This window comes from Arthrobacter sp. 01T425, assembly GCF_056398725.1.
Genome location: NZ_JBFTPY010000010.1, coordinates 212473 through 234036, shown reverse-complemented (window position 1 = coordinate 234036; position 21564 = coordinate 212473). Strand labels below are relative to the sequence as shown.

Annotated in this window: 17 protein-coding genes; 12 read left to right on the top strand and 5 right to left on the bottom strand. The window is 60.9% G+C overall.

Features of this window, described 5'->3' with window-relative positions:
* The first annotated feature begins 500 nt into the window (after positions 1–500).
* Entirely contained in the window at positions 501–1709 is a 1209-nt protein-coding gene (locus AC1DNG_RS13080; RefSeq protein ID WP_476887524.1) for a DNA cytosine methyltransferase, read from the top strand.
* A 269-nt stretch (positions 1710–1978) separates the two neighbouring features.
* On the opposite strand, the gene AC1DNG_RS13075 is transcribed toward AC1DNG_RS13080, so the two are convergent.
* From AC1DNG_RS13075 to AC1DNG_RS13065, 3 genes are all read right to left on the bottom strand, one after another.
* Entirely contained in the window at positions 1979–2944 is a 966-nt protein-coding gene (locus AC1DNG_RS13075) for a NotI family restriction endonuclease (protein WP_476887523.1), read from the bottom strand.
* 134 nt (positions 2945–3078) lie between these two features.
* Complete coding sequence (locus AC1DNG_RS13070) at positions 3079–3945, bottom strand: protein NO VEIN domain-containing protein (protein ID WP_476887522.1); 867 nt, start codon at positions 3943–3945, stop codon at positions 3079–3081.
* A gap of 333 nt (positions 3946–4278) precedes the next feature.
* Positions 4279–4530 (bottom strand): hypothetical protein, encoded by a 252-nt coding sequence (locus AC1DNG_RS13065; protein ID WP_476887521.1) that lies wholly within the window; start codon positions 4528–4530, stop codon positions 4279–4281.
* A 714-nt stretch (positions 4531–5244) separates the two neighbouring features.
* Here AC1DNG_RS13065 and AC1DNG_RS13060 point away from each other — a divergent pair.
* Both AC1DNG_RS13060 and AC1DNG_RS13055 read left to right on the top strand, forming a co-directional pair.
* Entirely contained in the window at positions 5245–6432 is a 1188-nt protein-coding gene (locus tag AC1DNG_RS13060; protein WP_476887520.1) for a DNA cytosine methyltransferase, read from the top strand.
* A gap of 4 nt (positions 6433–6436) precedes the next feature.
* Positions 6437–7351, top strand: coding sequence for a NotI family restriction endonuclease (locus tag AC1DNG_RS13055; RefSeq protein ID WP_476887519.1), 915 nt, complete (start codon positions 6437–6439; stop codon positions 7349–7351).
* A gap of 212 nt (positions 7352–7563) precedes the next feature.
* Here the strand turns inward: AC1DNG_RS13055 and AC1DNG_RS13050 are convergent, their stop codons facing one another.
* Positions 7564–8583, bottom strand: a complete 1020-nt coding sequence (locus AC1DNG_RS13050; RefSeq protein WP_476887518.1) for a ParA family protein — start codon at positions 8581–8583, stop codon at positions 7564–7566.
* A gap of 634 nt (positions 8584–9217) precedes the next feature.
* Here AC1DNG_RS13050 and AC1DNG_RS13045 point away from each other — a divergent pair.
* From AC1DNG_RS13045 to AC1DNG_RS13025, 5 genes are all read left to right on the top strand, one after another.
* Positions 9218–10252, top strand: coding sequence for a LacI family DNA-binding transcriptional regulator (locus tag AC1DNG_RS13045; RefSeq protein ID WP_476887517.1), 1035 nt, complete (start codon positions 9218–9220; stop codon positions 10250–10252).
* Between the two features lie 153 nt (positions 10253–10405).
* A complete protein-coding gene (locus tag AC1DNG_RS13040) occupies positions 10406–11725 on the top strand; it encodes an ABC transporter substrate-binding protein (RefSeq protein ID WP_476887516.1) in 1320 nt (439 codons plus the stop codon).
* A 79-nt stretch (positions 11726–11804) separates the two neighbouring features.
* Positions 11805–12878: a carbohydrate ABC transporter permease gene (locus AC1DNG_RS13035; protein ID WP_476851661.1), complete on the top strand. Its 1074-nt coding sequence runs from the start codon at positions 11805–11807 to the stop codon at positions 12876–12878.
* Positions 12875–13828 carry a carbohydrate ABC transporter permease gene (locus AC1DNG_RS13030; protein ID WP_476887515.1) on the top strand — a complete coding sequence of 318 codons (954 nt, stop codon included), beginning with the start codon at positions 12875–12877 and terminating at the stop codon, positions 13826–13828. Before AC1DNG_RS13035 ends, AC1DNG_RS13030 begins: the two co-directional genes overlap by 4 nt.
* Positions 13825–15447, top strand: a complete 1623-nt coding sequence (locus tag AC1DNG_RS13025) for an alpha-amylase family glycosyl hydrolase (RefSeq protein WP_476887514.1) — start codon at positions 13825–13827, stop codon at positions 15445–15447. Before AC1DNG_RS13030 ends, AC1DNG_RS13025 begins: the two co-directional genes overlap by 4 nt.
* Before the next feature lie 153 nt (positions 15448–15600).
* On the opposite strand, the gene AC1DNG_RS13020 is transcribed toward AC1DNG_RS13025, so the two are convergent.
* On the bottom strand, positions 15601–16191 hold the full coding sequence (locus AC1DNG_RS13020; protein WP_476857450.1) for a hypothetical protein: 591 nt from the start codon (positions 16189–16191) through the stop codon (positions 15601–15603).
* A gap of 680 nt (positions 16192–16871) precedes the next feature.
* Here AC1DNG_RS13020 and AC1DNG_RS13015 point away from each other — a divergent pair.
* The 4 genes from AC1DNG_RS13015 to AC1DNG_RS13000 all read left to right on the top strand — a co-directional run bounded on the left by AC1DNG_RS13015 (position 16872) and on the right by AC1DNG_RS13000 (position 21429).
* On the top strand, positions 16872–17798 hold the full coding sequence (locus AC1DNG_RS13015; RefSeq protein ID WP_476857451.1) for an Ltp family lipoprotein: 927 nt from the start codon (positions 16872–16874) through the stop codon (positions 17796–17798).
* 64 nt (positions 17799–17862) lie between these two features.
* The gene (locus tag AC1DNG_RS13010; RefSeq protein ID WP_476857452.1) at positions 17863–18276 is read left to right on the top strand and encodes a hypothetical protein; all 414 of its coding nucleotides are present in this window, start codon (positions 17863–17865) and stop codon (positions 18274–18276) included.
* A gap of 335 nt (positions 18277–18611) precedes the next feature.
* Positions 18612–20345: a hypothetical protein gene (locus AC1DNG_RS13005; RefSeq protein ID WP_476857453.1), complete on the top strand. Its 1734-nt coding sequence runs from the start codon at positions 18612–18614 to the stop codon at positions 20343–20345.
* A 190-nt stretch (positions 20346–20535) separates the two neighbouring features.
* Positions 20536–21429 (top strand): potassium channel family protein, encoded by an 894-nt coding sequence (locus AC1DNG_RS13000; protein WP_476887513.1) that lies wholly within the window; start codon positions 20536–20538, stop codon positions 21427–21429.
* Positions 21430–21564: the final 135 nt, after the last annotated feature.

The window sequence follows — 21564 nt, the reverse complement described above, 5'->3', positions numbered from 1 at the left end:
CCAGCTGATCCAGGACCACCCACGAGCTGCTCGCTTGACACCGTACTAATCAGATTTCACATCGCAGGTTCGAGTAGCTGACTTGAGATCCAAGTTTGGGGAACCCTTATCCGCTGCGACGGTCGCCTTGCCATGGGCGAAGCTGACTTAGCCGCCCCCTGTGTATTCAGGCCGACCACTCCCAGCGAGCAAAACGTGTTGGAGGCGGGTGCTGTTCATTAGCTAATTGGTTCCCGGCCAACGACGCCGGGGGACGTCTCATACACGCCCCCGAGAATAGGCTTTCCACAGCGGCTGTCGGTGACGCGCAGTCGTCGCAGGAGAACCCATAGAGGACGTCGAACTGTCGGTAGTGCCGTACATAATCGAGTACATGTCCGAACGGCAAGTTTACGCGACAGCTCGAGCCCTGCTCCCGCCGAACATCCTTCCAAGAGGCGCTAAAGCAAGGGCCGCTCTGCACCGCCATTCACACCATCAACTATAGGAGTGCTACACAAATGATGACCATGATCGACTTGTTCTCAGGTGCAGGAGGACTCTCCCTGGGACTTCAGTCCGTCGGATTCAAGAGCCTCTATGCCAATGAGCTCCAAGACCAATTCGCCCGAACGTACGCCCTGAACAATCAGAACACATTCGTCGATAGCAATGACATCAGAAACGTTGATGCATCGTTTGTACGACGCAAACTGGGACTCGATAGGGGCCAACTCGATCTTGTGGCCGGCGGACCGCCCTGCCAGGGCTTCAGTATCAATGCACCAGCTAGATCAACCGAAGACAGGAGGAATCACCTCTTTCGCGAGTTTCTTCGCTTCGTAGAAGAATTCCAACCCGGCGTAACCTTGATCGAAAATGTGCCAGGGCTTGTGTCATTTGATCAGGGCGGTACCCTAAAGGCGATATTTGAAGCTCTGGATGATCTAGGCTATACAGCAAAAGTTAGGATACTATACGCGCCATACTTCGGGGTACCGCAAACACGCTCTCGAACCATTATTATCGGAACTAGGCGCTCATCGAATGCGCATTTCAGCTTTCCCCAGGGCACTTATGATGCGCCCTTCCATGTAAACTTCAAACAAACCTTCAATGGTACAAGTCTACTTTCTCCGCCCAACTGTAGTAACCTCACTCCTCACATAACGGTCAGCCAAGCAATTGACGATCTACCTCATCTCACCAACGGAGAAGTTGGATCTTCGGTTAAGGAGTATCGTACGGTCGCACAGAACCCGTATCAAAGCCTACTTCGCGTCGGATCAAGTGGTGTCATAAACCACGAAGCTCCTCGGCTCGGACATGTCAATCTCGAGAGAATTAGTCATGTTCCACCCGGCGGAAATTGGACCAATATTCCAATGGAAATGCTACCGCCAGGCATGCGGCGTGCGCGCAGAACCGACCACACTAAACGATATGGCCGAGTCCATCCCGATGGACTAGCGTCGACTATCCTCACCAAATGCGATCCGCATTGGGGAGCATACTTTCACTACGCTCAGGACCGCGTCTTCACCGTTCGTGAAGCCGCGCGGCTGCAGTCGTTCCCCGACTCCTACACATTTACTGGATCACGAAGTGAACAGTACGAACAAGTGGGCAATGCTGTCCCTCCCCTGCTAGGTGCTGCGGTTGGTCGATCGATTTCCAACACTCTCGGCTTTATCGCAAAATCAGGCCTTCCTCACGAGCTGGTGTCTTAGACACCCCGGAGCGAGCCGCGGCGGCTGCTGCCGGCAACGCAATTCTTGGGAACGCAGGTACAACGATTAGTGACTCGGGCTGAGACACCCCTCATCCGAGGTTCTCGAAGCGTTGAATACCGCGGCGCACACTTTCTGCCGTCCCGGCGAAAGCTGCACGATAGTATTCCTCTAAACTTAAGCGTGGCTTTCGACCAGCACCAACAGGAAAAAGTAGCTGGGCAGCAGAGTCAATCTTAGATGAGCGTCTTAGCCGTTGGAGTCCTCCTCTAATCGACACCGATCAAATCTATTGGGTCAACCATCAGCCGATATGCCGCTCGGCTTAGGGTACGTTGAATGTTCTCCTGGAATTTTGCCTTAGACATAACTTCGGTCGCACTCAAGGCTTTGATCGATGCGTCGAGGGATGCGAATTTGATTTCGCCAGGGATAAGTTTTCCTTCACTGTAATCAGCAATAAACCATACGATATCCGAGGCCGCCAATCGATCCTCCAGCGTATCGCCGACGGTCTCGTTGAAGGTGGACATTTCCCCAAAAAAGTATCGATCAACAAGAACAGCAGTCTTTATGCCCCAATTTCGAAGTAGTGGCACCTTTACACTCAGCTGTGGAGCGAGTCGCTTGGGGCCACCGGATCGATAATCTGGTCGTCGAGATGTTTCCGGATAAATAAGGGAGTCAGACGTTTCATAGCGTCTAAAATCGTCGGTCATTCTGTGGCCAGAGAAATACAGGCTCTGCATTTCGAGAGCAGCCATAGAGGGCTCACTAGTGTCGGTATCAATTAACAGCCAGTCAATTCTGCCAGACTTGGCATCCGTGTTCGTATTGTTTGCTCCTGCGTTGCGCAAAAGGGAAACTTCACCAATTACGGTCACATCCGGTCGACCCAACATCGTCTCAGCGACCCATTGAAACAGAGAATCCTCTTCCAGGAAGCGTCGCGGGCATATCGTGACGGGCCTGTCATCAAATGCGACAACTGATGATTCAGCATCCATCCAGTACGGTCTAATGGAACATACGCCGCCAGGCTTATTGCACATAGCATTTTTTCTAATTTTGCTAGCAAACCTGCACGGCAGGTTCGCCTTGATTTTATCCGAGCCCTTCACCGCATCACCACTGGCCAGCGCTGCCAGCTGCTTCCTCTCTGCGCTCCCGAGTGAATCAATCGGATGCCCATACCATTCCGCGATGCCGTACCGTAACGTCCTCTTTTTTTCCATGTAGGTATCTTGCCACGTTCGCTCTCGCGACCGAATTGCCTAACATGTGGGCTTCCGATTATCCCTCAACATAGCTTCGTCAATCTGCTAAGGGCTGAGGCATAACAACCGAGTCATACACGAACACACATGTTTCAGACACCCAGCGGCTGCCTTGGCGCCGCTTGATATGAGAGAGCGTCCAGGTTGCAAGATTTTTCCAGGTCTCCTTGGAGTCGGTAAAGACCCGTCCCACTACGTGACCCGAATCCGTACAGTCGATAGAGATGGTAAAACTCGGGGGAGGCGCGTGACACCCGCACTTCCCCCCGTGTTACGAAGAAGGGCACATCAATCGCATACTTTGTAGTCTTGACCTCGATCCACTTTTCACGCCCTTCACGGTCAAATGAAAGCACGTCGTAACCGAGGCCATCGCCCTTCGTCTGCGCCACGTGCTCCACACGATCGGCAAGCCTTGTCCGCCCGACACTGTGCAGAAAAGTCTGCTCACGCTTTGCCACAGCCAGCTCACCCGCGAGACCGAGGGCACGGTTGGCCGCTTCCAACTCAAGGTAGTCGCGCTTAAAGATCCGCGTGATTCCTTGGTCATGCTGAAGATCCGTAATTACCTCCGGCGGCGCCCCAACTTCCTTCACAATGTCAATTGATCCCACCGGGGCCGTGTCGAGGAGGAATACTTCAAGAATTGCATCGAGTGACTTGCGACGGCTCAATTCGCTAAGCACGGCCTCCACTAGACTTCCTTGATAATTAGTCATGGGAGATAGACCACGCAAATGCGGATAACCCAATCCAACCAGAACTGCACTAATGTTACTCATCTTGAGTCCAATTGACTTCAAGCTTCGCGAAGTAAAAGCGGAAGATAACTCCCTATAAACGGCCACTTTGACGAAACTTTGCCCTTGAACGTCCATCATGAGCATGTCAAAGTACTTCTTGACCGTTGCGCTAACTTCATCGTCAGTCCATGGTTTCCCGGTCTCCCCCATAATCATTCAGCCAGGATATAGCACTTGCCTACTTATGGCGCCGCTGGAAACCACCGAACGAACGGTCGTAGAAACGAAGTGTTATCTAAGAGAGAAGACTTTCGGACGTCCTAGGTACGAAGCGGCAATCGATGGTCGACCTACCGGGATCGTAGACGAAGTTCGACAATCCATCCCTCAATTTCAGTCAACCGAGATTGTTGACGTACGCCACGCGTTCGTCGCCACAGCGAAGTCCTGTTATGTGTTTCCCCAGATTGGCAGGCTCTTCTATGAATCGAGAGATGGACGAGGGGGCATATTGGCGGCCCGACCGGAGATGCAAAGCAGCAGGCCGCGTCAGTGGCGCAAGTCCCGACCTTCGCAAGTTGGGTAAGTCCTGTCCGCTACGGCTTCTACTGCAGGGCGTAACGCGGAACCGCTCTCTGCCGTTCTTGAGATCGACGACTCACTAACCCCGAGCAGCCTGCGTTCGCCGTCCAGCCAAGAAACTGCGTCCGCCTCACGGTCGAAAGTGCGGGACGCAAGGTAGTCGCCCCCGCTCTTCAACGTTGCCCGCCAGCGTCCCTGGTCGGTCTTGCGAATAGACATAAGGAAAACCTCCTCCACTATCGAGTTAATGGTTGCCCCAGAATGGCGCAGACACAAACGATCCCTTCGCTATGTGGAGAAACAGATCGACCCGTTGGTCTATGAGCTTGAAGGACTCCCGAGACAGCACGACAGTCACCAGCTCTCTGCAGCCGACGTCGATCTGCACGAAGCCTGTCGATGTAGTCCCTAAGATGGGTTGCTCGGTCGGACCACAATGACATCGATGAAGAGCACAGTTTGGTACCAACAGTCTCCTTCCCGCCGATGGCTCACGATGTGAACACTGACTGCGACCCGTCGTGCGGACCGTCGGGCTCCAGCGGTTGGCCCTTCTCTAGACTGATGCTTCATTGGATCGATGGAGACCCCCTTCACTCACCAAATTTGAGCAAGTCGTGACACCAACCTGGACCGGTCGACCAATGTGACGGACAACGCAAGCCAAGGACGGTGTTCTTCCGAAACGGCATGCGGACCTTGCCGTCGTTTTTGTCCGAACACCGGCGTCGTCGAACAACTCCGCCACCTGGACCAGCCCGCGGGGACCTTCAATTCGACGGTTGTCCCGTGGACGACGAATCAGGCTAATACTCGTCTCTGACCGAGGGAATCCAATTCGCTGACGGTGAGTCCGGTCAAGCGTGCGATGTCTGGTTCTGTAGAATCGTTCCCATGCCTCGGACCCGAAACAGCCCTCCCAGCCCTCTAACAATGATTGACCTTTTTGCCGGAGCTGGCGGTCTTTCCGAAGGTCTTCAAGAGGCTGGGTTTCGAAGTCTGTACGCGAATGAGCTCGTTGGCACCTATGCGCAAACATTCGCAGCGAACCATCCCGACACGATCGTTGAGAGCGAAGACATCAGGTCGGTGGATGCTTCTGACGTGCGGCGCCGTCTGAATCTGGCCCCCGGCGAGCTATCGCTCATTGCCGGGGGTCCCCCCTGCCAGGGTTTCAGTATTAACGCTCCAAAGCGCAGTAGCGACGACCGACGCAATCACTTGTTTCGTGAGTATCTGCGGTTCGTTGAGGAATTCCAGCCTCGTGCGGTTCTCATTGAGAACGTGCCTGGGCTCGTTTCGTTCGAAGGCGGAGCGACGCTGGAAGCCATCCTTGAATCCCTGCGCGGCCTCGGATATGACGCCGATGTGCAGATCCTCTACGCACCCTTGTTCGGAGTGCCTCAGACTCGCTGGCGCACTATTGTACTCGGTCTCCGGGAGGGCCAAGCTGGCGAAGCGTTCCCTGACCCTATCCACAATGCGCCGATGCGGGTTAACTTCACGTCTCGGTTTGCCGGTCGAGACATCGTAGCCATGCCCAAGTCGGTCACGCTGCCCCCTCACACCACCGTCAAAGACGCGATCGGCGACCTCCCCAAACTGTTGAACGGGGAGACCGGCAACGACGTAAAAGCCTACCGTTTGGCTCCTCAGAATCCCTACCAGCAACTGTTGCGTGCCGGTTCAGATGGTGTTCGGAACCACGATGCCCCGAGACTAGGCAAGGTCAATTTGGACCGCCTTGCGCACATTCCGGCCGGTGGAAACTGGACAGACATCCCGTTCGAACTGTTACCAGCCGGCATGAAACAAGCCCGTCGATCAGACCACACCAAGCGATACGGTCGTGTCGATCCTGATGGCCTTGCATCAACGATTTTGACGAAGTGCGATCCGCACTGGGGCGCATATTTTCACTATGATCAAGACCGCACCTTCACCGTCCGCGAAGCAGCTCGGATCCAGTCTTTTCCGGACTCATACACGTTCACAGGGTCCCGGATTGAGCAGTATGAGCAAGTCGGCAATGCGGTTCCACCACTACTGGCCGCTGCCGTTGGCCGGTCGATCTCCAACGCCCTAGGCGTCAAAGAGACAACTTTGACTCGGGCGGTCTGAGCGCATGGCACACATCTCCGAATTCTTCGGATATCTGGCTACGGATAAGTCCGCCCCTGCCCTAGCCGCGGCCGAGCAGCGCCGTTGCCCGCATCTCGACGGAGCGTGTGTAAAGACACTGAGCGACGGACTAATTTCCGGGGCCTGTGCAATGAAGCCTGCTACGTCGGGGCCCGTTATTTCGTGCCCGATCAGGCTCTACGCCGATGACTATCGAATTCTCAGCGACGTTGCCGAGAAGGCGTTCTCCCAAGGACTCCAGCTAGTCGCAGGCTCTAGAGCCCAGTCTGAAGCGAAGCGATTGGGTGAGCAGGTGGTTGCTGTATTCGGCAAGCGCTGGGGCGGCGAACTTCGACTACCTCAGAGACAAGGAACCGGAGGGTACTTCGTAGACTGGGTTCTTGCCCTAGTCGACCCCTCGATGGGCCTAGTGGAATTCGTCGCGATCGAGGTTCAAACTATCGACACGACCGGCAATTACCGGGCGAGTCGAACTGCTTTGCTTCAACCTGGGCGACACATCGCGGAAAGCGTCACCGGACTGAACTGGGAAAATGTCAACAAGCGAATCTTGCCTCAGCTGATCTACAAGGGTCAGGTCCTCCAGCGAGAGGAGCATTGCAAGAAGGGCTTGTTCTTCGTCTGCCCCACGCCCGTTTACAACAGAGTTATGAACCGGTTGGGCGGCGAAGCCGGGTTGACTACGGTGACCCTGCAGCCTGCCGCTATTACATTCATGGCATATGACTACGCCGATCCTTCCTTGGCGCAGCCGGGCGTTCCTATGCCGCTCAGTCTGGAGGTCCAGCACACGACGACTGTGTACAAACTGCAGGAACGATTCAACAACATTGAGCTTCCCGAGGCGAACGTGTACAGGGACGCCGTCAAGGTCGCCTTGGGACAGACGCGCTACTGACACGTTGCCTATCACTCTTCTGATCGTCCGACTGTTGGAAGACAACGCACTTCTCCTCCGGATTGCAGCGCGATGTCGGCACGGAAGACAGGCGCTTTGCAGTCACCTACATCGATGGGGACACATTCCTGATTTGGTTCCGAGCTATATGGCTACTCAGAAAAAGGGCCTTCCCTGCAACCGCCGGGAAGGCCCCACACCTGGAAGCGCGATCAGAGGGCGTCTACGAGTTCCTGCATTGACTCGACGCACAAGTCCAAGTACTCGCCCTTAACTTGGACTCGTTTCCCCATAACATCGAGGCGACCGGGTTTCTGAGCGTAAAGCGGGCAGCCGCGGGCAAATGCGACCACTCCGGCTGTCTGGAAGTCCCGGATGTGCTCAACCACCTGGCTCACTTTAGCGGCAGTGAACATCTCAGGATTTGCGATCATCAATTCGGTAACGTCGTCGTCAATTGATTTGAGTACAGCGGAGTAGGCCGAGGCCGGACCCATATACTGCGTTAGCCTGTTCTTGGCTATGACATGCACCTTAGGCAGCTCTCTGCCCGCAGCGCGAAGCCTCGTTGCGAAAGCATATGTTGAGTAGATGTCCGAGGGTAGTTTCAACCCATATACGAGGGAAAAGGCGTTCTGGATAGCTCGGCGTGACGAGTCGTCCGCCATGACGGGCAACACCAGCCGATCAGCGCACGACAGAGCGATCTGAGTGTAGATGGAAAATGACGGGTTGGCATCGATGAATACGACGTCGTATTGGTCCTCGGCCGCGGCGAGCAGGTCCTTGAGCCAATCGACAACGGCGAGCCACGCGTTGGTTCCCGGCAAGACGTTGTTTGCCAGCGTGGACATAGCGTTGCTCTGTAGTTCCAGCAGAGGGTCCCCTGCAATCAAGTCTATGTTCTTCGGAATGAAGTGGTTGTAGTCGCTAGGCTTGGAGACGTAGGCACTGGGCACAATGGTTGGCGGCAAATAGGGACTCGGAAGACGAGCCTCGAAGTATCCACCTATGGTTCGGCGGGTCGCCTCGCCCTGTCTTGCTAGGAGCACCTCGCCGCCGTTGCCGGTTAGCCCGCCGTAGAGCAACTCGGAAAGGTTCGCCTGCGGGCACACGTCGATGGCGAGAATCCGGGCTTCCGGATTCTGCTTGGCGTAGAAGGTCAGGCTCTGAAAACACAAGCTTGTCTTACCCGTGCCGCCTTTGTTATTCCAAAACGCATATTTTAGCATGTGACCACTGTCCTCTGAGCATCGGCAGCCGACCTTTTGCGACTCCCCCAGGTCACTAGCGTACCAGAAGGCCATTCAGTCGTACAATATGTACATCAGAATGGCTCAGAAGACCTTCATCTTGAATGTTTGCACGTGACCGACCCATGTTCCTCCCCGGCGTCCACAGTTCTGTGCCGGGTTCCGCGGAGGCGCGTGGGCATCAACTTTCACCTCAGGACGCTGTCGACTAAAGCGTCTGCAAGATGCGAATGAACGCAATTTCCCTATGTCTGCTTAGAGAAGGGCACACGCAGAGCGGGCCAAAGGATCATGACTCCCAAGGGCGCGCTTCTTCTCAGGCGTCTTTTTCCTCCGCGGTCAGCCTGATTCTTGTGGCCAACGAGCAAGGCCACAGAGAGGCGCTTCCAGGGTGAGAGATCGCTGGGCCCAAGTTACGGATTAGCCGGATTTCGGCCGACATGCAGCAGCCAGTATCTTCAATGGCGCCCTCGTTTACGAAACGCAACGCGATCCCCCGCGCACCCCTTACTGTTGATCCTGCACCCAACGAAACCGTTTACGTAAACCGATTGCGTACCCGTCAGCCATTCGGTCCATGCCGCTTAGCAGGCACCTTCAGTGAGGAGGAACAGTGGTCACCATCCGCGACGTCGCCAATCACGCCGGCGTCTCCCCGGCCACCGTTTCCCGGGTTGTCAACGGGCTCGTCGGCTATTCCGACGAAACAAGGGAACGGGTCGAGACTGCGGTCAAGAGCCTCAGCTACGAGACGGACTACCTCGCCCGGGGCCTCAAGACCCGGCAGACGTCCGTGATCGGGCTGCTCGCGCCGATGGTTTCCGATGCCCTGGCCTCCCAGGTAATGCAGGGCGTCGAGGAGGAGGCCCAGGAACGCGGCTACGCCGTGATGCTCGGCCGCACCGGCGCCAAGTCCGCCTACATCGCCGGCTACCTCCGCACTTTGCGCACCTACCGGGCCGCCGGCGTCATCCTGATCTCCGCGGTGATCACGCCGGAGACGCGGCAGCTGCTGGGGCCCAACGTCCCCATCATCTCCGTCGCCATCAGTGACAAGTCGGGCTCCCCCAGCGTGGCCATCGACGACGAGCAGGCAGCCTACGACGCGACCCGTCACCTGCTGCGGCTCGGCCACCGGCGCATCGGCCTGCTGACCGGTGATCCGGCGTCGGTCTTCGTCGCCCAGCCTCGCAAACGCGGCTACCTCCGCGCCATGACGGAAGCGAACTGCACCCCGGTGACGGCCACGGGCAGCTTCTTCTATGAAAGCGGCGCTCCCGGCGCGGACGAACTGCTGCAGCAGGAACCCGGTCTCACCGCGATCTTCGCGATGAGCGATGAGATGGGTGCCGCCGTCGTCAATGAACTGCAGCGGCGCGGGCTCCGGGTGCCGGAGGACGTCTCGGTCCTGGGCTTCGACAACACCTCCACCTCCCTGCACGTGAACCCGCCGCTGAGCACCATGGCCCAGCCGCTGGAGGAGATGGGGCGGATGGCCGTGAAAAAGCTGCTCCGCTCCCGCGACCTGGGGCCGAAGATCATGCCGCACCGGCTGATCGAGCGCGGCTCCACCGCGCCGCCCAGCCCGGTACCGGCGAAACCGGCCCCGCCCGGCGAACAAGTCGGCACCCAGGAACCAACCAGCTAGCCAACACCCCCAACACCACCACCCACGGCGACCGCCGGCACTCCCCAGTGCCACCAGGCAACCACCGCCGCAGTTCCGCATGCACCAAACCACCCGCACCACTCACCTCGCACCACCCCACTCGCACCAACCCTCAAAAACAAGGAGCAACACATGAGGCAGCGCCGCCGCACCTGGCAGACCCTTCTGGCCACCACCGCATCCCTGACCGTCGCCGCCGTCGCCCTCACCGGCTGCGGCGGGACCTCCACGGACGCGAAGAGCGCCCCGAAGGCCGCCGCGTCCTTCGAGGGCAAGGGCCCCATCAACTACGTCTCCAACCGCGATGCCTCCGGTGCCGCGAACAAGAGCATCGAGGAATGGAACGCCGCCCACCCGGAGGAAAAGGTCACATTCATCGAACTGCCGGACTCCGCGGACCAGCAGCGCCAGCAGCTCATCCAGAACGCCCAGATCAAGTCGGACACCTTCAGCGTGCTGAACCTGGACGTCGTCTGGACCTCCGAGTTCGCCGCGAACAAGTGGATCATGCCGCTGCCCGCGGACGCGATCCCCACCGACAAGATGATCCCCGCCACCGTCAACGCCGCGACGTACCGGGACACGCTGGTCGGCGCCCCCTATTACACCGACGGCGCGCTGTTCTACTTCCGCTCGGACCTGCTCAAGGCCGCCGGCATCGCCGCCCCGCCCAAGACCTGGGACGAAATGAAGACCGCCTGCAAGGCCATCCTGGCCCTCCCCCAGGCCGCGGGGATGTCCTGCTACGCCGGCCAGTTCGACAAGAACGAGGCCCTCACGGTCAACTTCTCCGAGGCTGTGGCCTCCGCCGGCGGCACCGTGGTGGACGCCGACGGCAAGCCCACCGTCAACACCCCCGAGGCCAAGAAGGGCCTGAACCTGCTGGTGGACGGCTTCAAGGAAGGCCTCTTCCCGTCCGACGCCATCACCTACCTCGAGGAGCAGGGCCGCCGCGCGTTCCAGGACGGCAAGCTCGTTTTCCTGCGCAACTGGCCCTTCCTGCACGCCTCCCTCAGCGCCACGGACGGCTCCAGCAAGGTGGCCGGCAAGTTCGGCATCACCTCCATCCCCGGCACCGACGGCCCCGGCGTCTCCACCCTCGGCGGCCGCAGCCTCGCCATCTCGCCCTTCACCGCCAATAAGGCCACCGCCCTGGAGTTCATCAAGTTCTTCACCAGCGAAGAGCAGGCCAAGAAGCGCCTCGCCCTGTCCTCCCGCGCCCCCGCGTACGCCTCGCTCTACGCGGACCCCGCCGTCGTCGCCAAGCGCCCGTTCTTCCCCACCCTGCTCAAGTCGCTGAACAACGCCCAGCCGCGCCCCAAGGTGGTCCAGTACGGCGCCACCACCAAGGCCATCCAGGAAGAGGCGTACGCGGCCATCACCGGCAAGAAGGACACGGATACGGCCCTGAACGACATGCAGGCCAAGCTCACCGAGCTCTCCGCCAAGTAACTCCGCCCCATAGCAACAGCCCGGCCGGCCGGTTCACCCCGGCCGGCCCGGCAGCTGCAACCCCAGTGAGGTTCCCAGAATGACGACGACGACCGCCCCGCCCGCCGGCGCGCAGACCGGCACGCCCCAACCAGCCAGCCCGCGCAAACGCGGCCACCGCGGCAACCGCACCGCCGGGGAAGGCCGCATGGCCGCGCTGCTGCTCTCCCCCACCATCCTGGTGCTGGCCCTGGTGATTGTGTACCCGCTGCTCGCCGCGGTGCACCAGTCCCTCTACCGCGCCGAATCCGGACTGGACGCGGACGGCTTCGTCGCCGACGTCGAATCCTTCGTGGGCCTGGCCAACTACGCCGACCTCTTCGTCGGCGAAACCGGGCGGCGCTTCCTGAACGCGCTCGGCAACACCACGTTCTTCACCGTCACCACGGTGTTCCTCGAGACCGTCCTGGGCCTCTGCCTGGCCCTCGCCATGAACCGCGCCTTCCGCGGCCGGTCCTTCCTCCGCGCCAGCATCCTGGTCCCCTGGGCCGTCCCCACTGCCGTCTCCGGCCTGCTGTGGCGCTGGATCTTCCAGTCCGACGGCATCGCCAACACCCTGCTCGGCTCCGAAATCCTCTGGACCGCCGAGGGCAACGCGTCCCGCGCGGCCATCATCATCGCCGAGGTCTGGAAGACCGCCCCGTTCATCGGCCTCCTGGTCCTCGCCGGCATGCAGGTCATCCCCGGCGAGGTCTATGAAGCGGCCAAGATCGACGGCGCCGGCTGGTGGCGCCAGCTCGGCTCCATCACCCTCCCGCTGGTCAAGCCCACCCTGCTGGTCGCCGTGCTGTTCCGCATGCTCGACGCCCTGCGCATGTTCGATCTCCCCTTCGTGCTGATCGGCCCCGGCAAGGAATCCGTGGAAACCCTCTCCATGCTCGCGTGGGACGAATCCAACCAGCTCCGCTACGGCTCCGCCTCCGCGTTCGCGATCATGCTCTTCCTGTACGTCGCCGTCGTCGCGATCGTGTTCGTGAAGGTCCTCGGCGCCGACGTCACCGGCGCCAAGGAACTGAAGCTGCTCTCGAAGAAGTCCCGCACCAAGGCAACCCGCACCCAGGCGAACACTGACCAGGCAATCGCTGAACAGAAGAAGGCCGAGGCCACCCGATGACCATCTCTGACCTCCGCAACGCCGCCACCGACTCCGGCGCCCCGGGCGCCTCCGGAGCCGCCGCCCCCGACGCAAGCCCCGCCGTCGGCCGCCCCGGCCAATCGAACACAGGCAAGCCGAAAACGCCGCGCACGTGGCGCTCCTACTCGGTGTACCTGGGCCTGGCGCTGATCTTCGCCTACTGCCTGGCGCCGTTCTACTGGATGCTGGTCTCCAGCCTCCGCCGTACCGCCGACATTTTCGACAACACCCTGCTTCCGGCGCCGTTCTCGCTGGAGAACTACGCCAAGGTGTTCGACGGCTCCACGATGTTCGGCCAGGCCCTGCTGAACTCCCTGATCGTGGCCGGCACCACCACGGTGTTCGCCCTGCTGCTCGGCGTGTTCGCGGCCTACGCGATTTCCAGGCTGAACTTCCGCTTCAAGTCGGTGATCCTGGGCGTGATCATCGCGACGTCGATGTTCCCCGGCATCTCCGTGGTGGTGCCGCTGCTGCGCCTCTTCACGGACCTCGGCTGGATCAACACCTACCAGGCGATGATCGTCCCCAGCCTGTCCTTCGCGATCCCGCTGGCGGTCTGGAACCTCACCACGTTCATGAAGGCCCTGCCGTTCGACCTCGAGGAGGCCGCCATGATCGACGGCTGCACCAAGTGGCAGGCGTTCCGCCGGGTCCTGCTCCCACTCGCAGCGCCGGGCGTCTTCACCACCGCGATCCTGACCTTCATCCACAGCTGGAACGAGTTCATCATCGCGCTGTCCATGATCAACGACCCCAAGATCCAGACCGCCACGGTGGCGATATCCAAGTTCACCGGCGCCACCGAATTCCAGGCGCCCTTCGGCGAGCAGATGGCCGCCGGCGTGATCGTCACCGTACCGTTGGTGATTATGGTGCTGATCTTCCAGCGGCGGATCGTCGAAGGCCTCACCGCGGGCGCGAGCAAATGAGCCCTGCTCCCGGCTCGCTCGAGGAAACCACGATCACGCAGGCCCCCGACTGGTGGCAGTCCGCCGTCATTTATGAGGTCTACCCGCGCTCGTTCGCCGACGGCGACGGCGACGGCGTGGGCGACCTCGCCGGCCTCATCGCCCGGCTGCCGTACATCGCCTCCCTCGGCCTCGACGGCATCTGGATGACCCCGTTCCAGCCCTCCCCGCAGGTGGACCAGGGCTACGACGTCACTGACTACTGCGGCGTAGACCCGCTGTTCGGCACCATGGACCAGTTCGACTCGCTCCTGGAGCAGGCGCACGCGCTGGGCCTGCGGGTCCTGCTCGACGTCGTCCCCAACCACTGCTCCTCGGAGCACCCGCTGTTCCAGGCGGCCCTCGCGGCCGGGCCGGGCTCGCCGGAGCGGGACATGTTCCACTTTGTTGAAGGCCCAGACGCCGACGACCCGCCGAACAACTGGCAGAGCGTCTTCGGCGGCCGCGCCTGGAGCCGAGCCAATCCCGGCTCGGAGACGGACAAGGACTGGTACCTGCACCTGTTCTCGGCCGGGCAGCCTGACTGGAACTGGCGTAACCCCGCCGTCGGCGATTACTTCGACGGCGTGCTGCGCTTCTGGTTCGACAAGGGCGTGGACGGGCTGCGGATCGACGTCGCGCATGCCCTGTTCAAGGCTGACGGGCTGCCGGACTCGCCCTCCACGGGCGGGGTGGTGGACGGCCTGCGGTCCAACCCACAGGTCTCGGACCAGGAGGACGTCCACGAGGTCTACCGCCGCTGGCGTACGCTTGCCGACAAGTACGAGCCGCACCGGCTGCTGGTAGGCGAGGTCAACCTGGAACCCGCCCGCGCCGCCCGATACACCCGGGCCGACGAGATGCAGCAGGCGTTCGCATTTGCGTTCGTGAAACTCGGCTGGGATCCGGAGGCGTGGGCCGCCGTTGGCAACGAGCTCGAAGCTGCCAGGAAGCTCCACGGCGCCGCCCCTACGTGGGCGCTGGAAAACCACGACATCGTCCGCTCCGTCACCCGCTTCGGCGGCGGCGAACTGGGTTCACGCCGGGCGGGGGCCGCGCTGGTGGCTTTGCTCGGACTGCCCGGCGCCGCCTACATCTACCAGGGCCAGGAGCTCGGTCTGCCCGAGGTCGACGTCCCGGCAGAGGCCCGGGTGGATCCGATGTGGGCCCGCGGCGGCGTCTGCCGCGACGGCGCCCGCGTCCCGCTGCCCTGGACCGAGGGCGCGGAGCTGAACAACGGCTTCTCGCTCGCTGAAACTGCCGCGGAGCCGTGGCTCCCGATCCCCGCCGGCTGGGGAACTCACGCGATCGAGCGCCAAGAGCAGGACCCGGAGTCCATGCTGAACCTCACCAAAGCGGCCCTGGAGCTGCGCCGACAGCTATGGAAGAACGAGGTCTTCACCGAGGACGACGGCGGCAGCTGGCGGGTCGAGGCCGGAAACCTCCTCATCTGCGAACGTAACGAGCACTTCCTCGTCGTCGTCGCGATGGGCACCGAGCCCGTCCGGTTGCCGGCTGGCACTGTGCTGCTCAGCGCCGCGCCCCTGGCCGAGGACGGTTGGCTTCAGCCGAACAACGCGGCCTGGGTACTGAAGGGCTGAGCGTGCTGCGCGACTGAATCGGTCTGCCTACGAAAGCGCCGCGACCGGGGCAGCTCGGGGCGTTAGCTTTACGTGTTCTCGAGTCCGCGTGGAGGAATTCGTACGAGCCCCGGGCTGCAGGCCCTCTGTTCCCTTCCACGATCGAATGCCCGACTACTTCGCGGAGGTTATCTTTTCTACTTGGAAGGACGGAACTGTGGTGTTCCCACGCATCTGGGTCTCGTAGCTAACCGAGCCCAGTGACGTGGCCGTAATGCGAACCTCGTCGTCCGCCACGAATCCCTCCAGTGAAGGACAGTCTGAATCTCCATCGCCTCCGCGGAAAATCGAGTTCTCACCGTATTCCCAAGAGTTTTCCATCTTCTTGTGTGAGATGTTGGCTCGGAAAATGCATTTCCCGGTGGCAGCGTCGAACTGCGTAATTCTGGCGTAGATGACCATGGTTTTTCCGGAATGGCTGTCAGGGCTCTTGACTAGAAGCGCCAAATCACGCTCACTAAGCTCTTTCGCTGCGTCGATTTGAGCCTGCGAAACCGGAGACCGGTTCTTCGACTCAAGCTGTGATTCGGTGGACGACGAACGCACGCTCGACCCGATAATTGCGCATCCTGCGAAGAGAGCGAGTACGACGGCCAAGAGAACCAGCCAGACTCTTCGCTTCTTTTTCTTCGTTGGATACGGAGTCGCGGAGAGGGGCGAGGTGAAACCATAGGCGCCGTGAGTTCCAACCGCAGGTTCATCCACCCAGAGCTGCCACCCTTCTGGCGGCGGGCCCCAGGCTGGATCGGGCAGCCACCCAGATGGCGGAACCCAACCCGCAGGAGGTGTCGGCCAGTTTGGCGGCGGGTTGAAGCGTTTATTCATCGTGTGGTTGCGTCCCCTAGATCGAATTTGCCTCGAATGTACCTTGCCAGATCCAGAATCTCGCAGACGAGACGTAATTTTGATCGAGTGTCCCGGATTTGCAAAGGGACTGCGTGTCGAGGGCTGCGGGTCAGTAAAGCAGCCGGACCCCGAGGTGTCCGGCTCGTCTCGGCCGTCATCACCTCGGCACTTCAGAAAGCCGCGGCCGCCCGCGGTGACGGGGAAGCCCTTCCCGCTGGCGCTGAGCGTGACCGGGGTGCCTTTGTCCGGGGGTAATCATGTTGCCAAAAGCCTCCGCCGGCACTCTCGAAAATGCCCGAGATGACATTTTCCAATGTGTTTGCATTCGATTTCGTGGATGCAATGTAACATCCGTTATGCGGGTATACGCCCGCGACGCTATTGGGGGAAGCGAACATGCTTGTGACTGTTGGCTGGCGTGATGCACTACCTCTACGACCCGCGTTCCAGGCCGGGCTCCCCCCTATGTGCGTCCATCACCGCACCCACTCCGCACGCTCGCATCGCACGTCGGTCAGGTGTCCTATGAAAGGACTCTTATGAGCCAACCCCCGAACCTCGCCCCCTATCCCCCGGCTTACGGATATGGACAGGCAAAACAGAGCAATAAGTCTTTCCTCGTGACATGGCTGTTCTCCCTCCTCCTCGGCGTTTTCGGCGTGGACCGTTTCTATCTGGGCAAAGTCGGAACCGGTATCCTCAAGCTGGTCACCTTCGGTGGCCTGGGCATCTGGGCCCTGGTCGATCTCGTCCTCGTACTGGCGAACAAAACCCGCGATAAGCAAGGTCTTCCGCTGGAGGGCTACGACAAGCACAAGAAAATTGCCCTGATCGTCACCGCTGCCTTCATCCTCCTGAGCATCATCATCAATGCCAGCCGCGCCGGAGCTGCCACATCGTCCGCCTCACCCGCTTCCTCCGTAAATGACGCTACTGCCGCTGCTACTGCTACCCCGACAGCGACCCCAACGCAGGATCCCGCCGTCGCCAAGGCTGAGGCTGACGCTAAGGCCAAGGCTGACGCTGACGCTGCTGCTAAGGCGGCGAAGGCAGAGGCTGACGCTAAAGCCAAGGCTGACGCTGACGCTGCTGCCAAAGCCAAGGCCGACGCTGACGCTGCTGCTAAGGCGGCGAAGGCAGAGGCTGACGCTGCTGCTAAGGCCGCCGCTGAAGCTGGGACGACCAGTCAGCAAAACGCTCTGCGGACCGCTGGTGACTACCTCGATTACCAAGCCTTCTCGCGCACGGGCCTGATCAAGCAGCTGGAGTTCGAGAAGTATTCGGCACCGGATGCGACCTGGGCCGTTGACCGCGTGACAGTCGACTGGAACGAGCAGGCAGCCAAGTCCGCCAAGAGTTACCTCGAGTACCAGTCCTTCTCCCGTGCCGGACTGAAAGACCAGCTGATCTTCGAGGGCTTCAGCCCGGCGCAAGCTGAGTACGGAGTGAGCCAGACGGGCCTCTAGCGCTCCGAATCGATCAAGCCCAGCCGATGGGCTACTAAATCCAGAACAAATGAAAATGGGAATAATGAATAAAGAACTGGCCCTGACGGGCTTGCTGTGTCTTGCACTATCAGGATGCGCGGGAGCAAATACGCCTAAAGCTGCTCCGACCGTCACCGAGACCGTGACTGTAACGGAAACTGCCACGGCGACTGTAACGGCGACTGTGACAGCAGCTGCGGCGGCTCCAGCCGCCGCAGCTGCCGTACCTGCCGCTCCCGCTCCGGCCGAGACGGCCGTAATTCCGGCCGCAGTTGAAGGCATGAATGCTCAGGCCCTCGACGACGACTTGGCGGCCTTGGGATTCGAGAACATCATCTACAACGCCGATACAGGCAAAACAGTCCTCTTGCTAAGGAACTGGACAGTCACCGGAATCGATAACCCGGGCGCTAAGCAGCCCCTTAGCAAAGCCGTCGTCGTTCACGTAACCAAGTAGGGAGTGCGGCGGGTGTTGATGGCCACACTCAGCCATCCGCACCCGCCGTTCGGCGCACCAAGTCCTGATGGTGGACCTCTGCCGCAACGAGCGTCCCACTGGCGGTGCGTACCCTCGCCGACGAGATGCACCAGGCCTTCGCCTTCGCGTTCGTGAAGCTCGGCTGGGACCCGCGACGGCACCAAGGCTCGACACTTGAAGGTTCATGTGTATGATTCACGTGTCTGCGGTTCTGTCAGGCATCACTCAGCCTTCTTACAGGCAACACTATGGGGGTTCTCATGCGCGTCTTCAATCGCGTTCGGCCTTTGATGACTTTGATGGTCTTAGTGACCATGTTTACAACAATCGGTGCCACAGTCGCCGCCCCGGCACAGGCATCCGACATGTCAGGTCCCGTGCTCGCAAGCCAGTCGGTCACGTGGACAAACCTCAATCTTTACAAGGGTCCGGCGACCATCAACGTCACCATTCACCTGGTCGACGCCACAGCTGTGCAATCGCCGACCATGATTGCCAACTGGGTCGACCCTGACCCGTGGGGCTGGGTCAATGGGGGTGGCCAAAGCCAGGGCTTTGGCGGCATGACACTGGTCTCCGGAACGATTCAGGACGGCATCTGGAAGCACACCATTACTATCCCGCAGGGCGCCGCAACCGGACAGTGGGAGGTGGTGCTTTACCCACTGCGTGACACTTGGGGCAACGCCTCCAGCTTCTTCCAGACACTGAAAACCGTCACGGTCATCGACGAAGCACCTCCGACGGTAGTTTCCCCAGCCGCCGTGACCTTCACTGAGAAGGACGGCACCGCGGGCGACACCTACACGATCCCGGCCACGTCCGGCGTCGATTACCTCGTAGACGGCCAGGTTGCTTCGGCCGGCACGTTCCCCGGAACGGGCACAGTAACAGTAACCGCCAAGGCGCGGGCAGGCTATGCGCTGGCCCCCGATGCCGTGTCCTCCTGGTCAACGACGTTCAAGGGTCTTCTGGCCGCATCGACTCCGACCATTTCCGGCACCGGACAAGTCGGGTCCACGCTTTCGGCCACCGCCGGCAGTTGGGGACCTTCCCCGGTCGCCCTCGGATACCAGTGGTTCCGCTCGGGAGCCGCCATCGCCGGCGCCAACGCAGCCACCTACACCGTGATCCCAGCTGACGCGGGGAGTACCGTCACCGTAGGCGTCACCGGTTCCAAAGTCGGCTACTTGCCCGTGACTAAGAAGTCGGCACCGACGGCACAGATTGCCAAGGGCTCCTTTGCAGCCCCGGCACCGACGATCGCCGGAACGCCCCAGGTCGGCCAGACTCTGACTGCGAAGGCGGGCATCTGGGCTCCGTCGCCTGCATCGTTCAGCTACCAGTGGTACCGCGCCGGGGTGCTCATCCCGGGCGCAAGTGCGGTCACTTACACCCCCACCGCCGCTGACGTTGCGGCCACCCTCAGCGTCAAAGTGACCGGGTCCCTGTCCGGCTACAGCACGGTCTCGAAGACGTCCGCCCCGACGGCGGCAGTAGCCAAGGGTTCGCTGACAAGGTCCACCCCCACGATCACGGGCGTTCCCGCCGTCGGGACCACCCTCACGGCCGTCCCCGGAGCGTGGGGTCCCGCCTCGGTTACGCTCCGGTATCAGTGGTACCGATCCGGCGTCGCGATCACCGGCGCCACCTCTGCCACATACACCCCCGTGCCGGAGGACCTGGGAGCAATCCTCACAGTCAAGGTCACCGGGTCCAAGGCGGGCTTTACTACGTTCTCCCGAACCTCCGCCGCCACGGCTGCTGTGGTCAAGGGATCACTGGTCAGGGCCACGCCCACCGTCACCGGGACCGCCAAGGTGGGGTCCACCCTCACCGCTAACTCCGGCGTTTGGGGACCAGCACCAGTCACGCTCCGTTACCAGTGGTACCGAGCCGGCGTTGCAATCACCGGCGCCAACGCCGCTACCTACAAACCCACCACAACAGACGTAGCGAAGACCCTCACCGTCAAGGTGACGGGGTCCAAGCCGGGCTACACAACGTTCTCCCGAACGTCCGTTCCGACTGCCGCCGTGGCTAAATAGCGGGTTATATTCGCCCGACTACGACCACCGCGATCGCAAGGAAACCCCGCCAGCCAAAAGGTACTGGCGGGGTTTCCGTGTATAGATTGAAGCGGCCAGATGCCGGGCCGCCCGTCGGTGGCTATCCCGCGGGCCCGTTGCCCGGACCGTGCGGCTGCTCCTCAAAAGAGTGCCACCTCTAAGATGAGGCATGGACTTCGAGGACACGCTCTGGACGGTTCTGGGGGCCGGGCTGGTTCTGCTGATGCTCGTTGACGTCTTTCGTACGCTGCTTTATCCGCACGGTTCCGGTCCTCTGGGCCGGGCGATCATGCGCGGATTCTGGCTTGTATCGAGAAGACTGCGGGGCCGGGGCTCCTTCATCGCAGCACCCTTGGCGATGGCCGCTGTCATTGGCGCCTGGGCAGGCTTGGCGGCCATCGGCTGGGCTCTGCTATACCTGCCCCATCTGACGGACGGCTTTGTTTACGGAGCCGGGGTTCCGCTGCGGGCCGACTTTGCCGAAGCCCTCTACATCTCCCTGGTCACTCTTTCCACCGTGGGGTTTGGCGATATCGTGGCAACGCAACCACTGCTCCGGCTGGTTGTTGCCCTCGAGGCCGTCACCGGTTTCGGCTTGCTGACAGCAACGGTCACCTGGATCCTGCAGACTTTCCCGGCCCTGAACCGCCGCCGGGCCCTTGCCCACCAGCTGACCCTGTTCAGGGAGGCTGCAGGTCCGGCAGGTGTACTGGCCATGGATCCCAGTCACGCTGCCGGGCTGTTGGAGGCAATTGCCGGAAACGTGGCAACGGTGAGCATAGACCTGCTTGCGTTCCATGAAACCTACTACTTCCGTGAAATTGAGCAGCGCGGCTCCCTCCCCGCCACGGTGGCTTACGCCCAGGAGCTGGCATCCCAGGCCCAGCGCAGCGAGAACCCTGAACTGCAGTTCGCCGGACGGATGCTCCACGCGGCGCTGGACGGACTCGCGGAGGTCCTCCGGGGCAAATTCGGCCATTCCGGAGCCACCTCTTCCGATGTGTTCGACAGCTACGAGCTGCACCACCGGCACCGGCGGCCAGGGGAACCGCACACAAACTAGCGTGCGGACAGCCGTTACCGAGTACCCTGCCGTTCTGCCCACGCTCTTGCCCTGTCGAGGCCGGCCAGCCCCACGCTGAAACCGGATCCCGCTTTGGTGGCGGGGTCCGGTTCTCTCCGGCTTCGTAGCCGGAGG

Bases quoted from the DNA above. Each gene is read 5' to 3' on its own strand.
- AC1DNG_RS13080 (WP_476887524.1), top strand. From the start codon at position 501: ATGATGACCATGATCGACTTGTTCTCAGGTGCAGGAGGACTCTCCCTG.
- AC1DNG_RS13075 (WP_476887523.1), bottom strand. From the start codon at position 2,944: ATGGAAAAAAAGAGGACGTTACGGTACGGCATCGCGGAATGGTATGGG.
- AC1DNG_RS13070 (WP_476887522.1), bottom strand. From the start codon at position 3,945: ATGATTATGGGGGAGACCGGGAAACCATGGACTGACGATGAAGTTAGC.
- AC1DNG_RS13065 (WP_476887521.1), bottom strand. From the start codon at position 4,530: ATGTCTATTCGCAAGACCGACCAGGGACGCTGGCGGGCAACGTTGAAG.
- AC1DNG_RS13060 (WP_476887520.1), top strand. From the start codon at position 5,245: ATGATTGACCTTTTTGCCGGAGCTGGCGGTCTTTCCGAAGGTCTTCAA.
- AC1DNG_RS13055 (WP_476887519.1), top strand. From the start codon at position 6,437: ATGGCACACATCTCCGAATTCTTCGGATATCTGGCTACGGATAAGTCC.
- AC1DNG_RS13050 (WP_476887518.1), bottom strand. From the start codon at position 8,583: ATGCTAAAATATGCGTTTTGGAATAACAAAGGCGGCACGGGTAAGACA.
- AC1DNG_RS13040 (WP_476887516.1), top strand. From the start codon at position 10,406: ATGAGGCAGCGCCGCCGCACCTGGCAGACCCTTCTGGCCACCACCGCA.
- AC1DNG_RS13035 (WP_476851661.1), top strand. From the start codon at position 11,805: ATGACGACGACGACCGCCCCGCCCGCCGGCGCGCAGACCGGCACGCCC.
- AC1DNG_RS13030 (WP_476887515.1), top strand. From the start codon at position 12,875: ATGACCATCTCTGACCTCCGCAACGCCGCCACCGACTCCGGCGCCCCG.
- AC1DNG_RS13025 (WP_476887514.1), top strand. From the start codon at position 13,825: ATGAGCCCTGCTCCCGGCTCGCTCGAGGAAACCACGATCACGCAGGCC.
- AC1DNG_RS13015 (WP_476857451.1), top strand. From the start codon at position 16,872: ATGAGCCAACCCCCGAACCTCGCCCCCTATCCCCCGGCTTACGGATAT.
- AC1DNG_RS13010 (WP_476857452.1), top strand. From the start codon at position 17,863: ATGAATAAAGAACTGGCCCTGACGGGCTTGCTGTGTCTTGCACTATCA.
- AC1DNG_RS13005 (WP_476857453.1), top strand. From the start codon at position 18,612: ATGTTTACAACAATCGGTGCCACAGTCGCCGCCCCGGCACAGGCATCC.
- AC1DNG_RS13000 (WP_476887513.1), top strand. From the start codon at position 20,536: ATGGACTTCGAGGACACGCTCTGGACGGTTCTGGGGGCCGGGCTGGTT.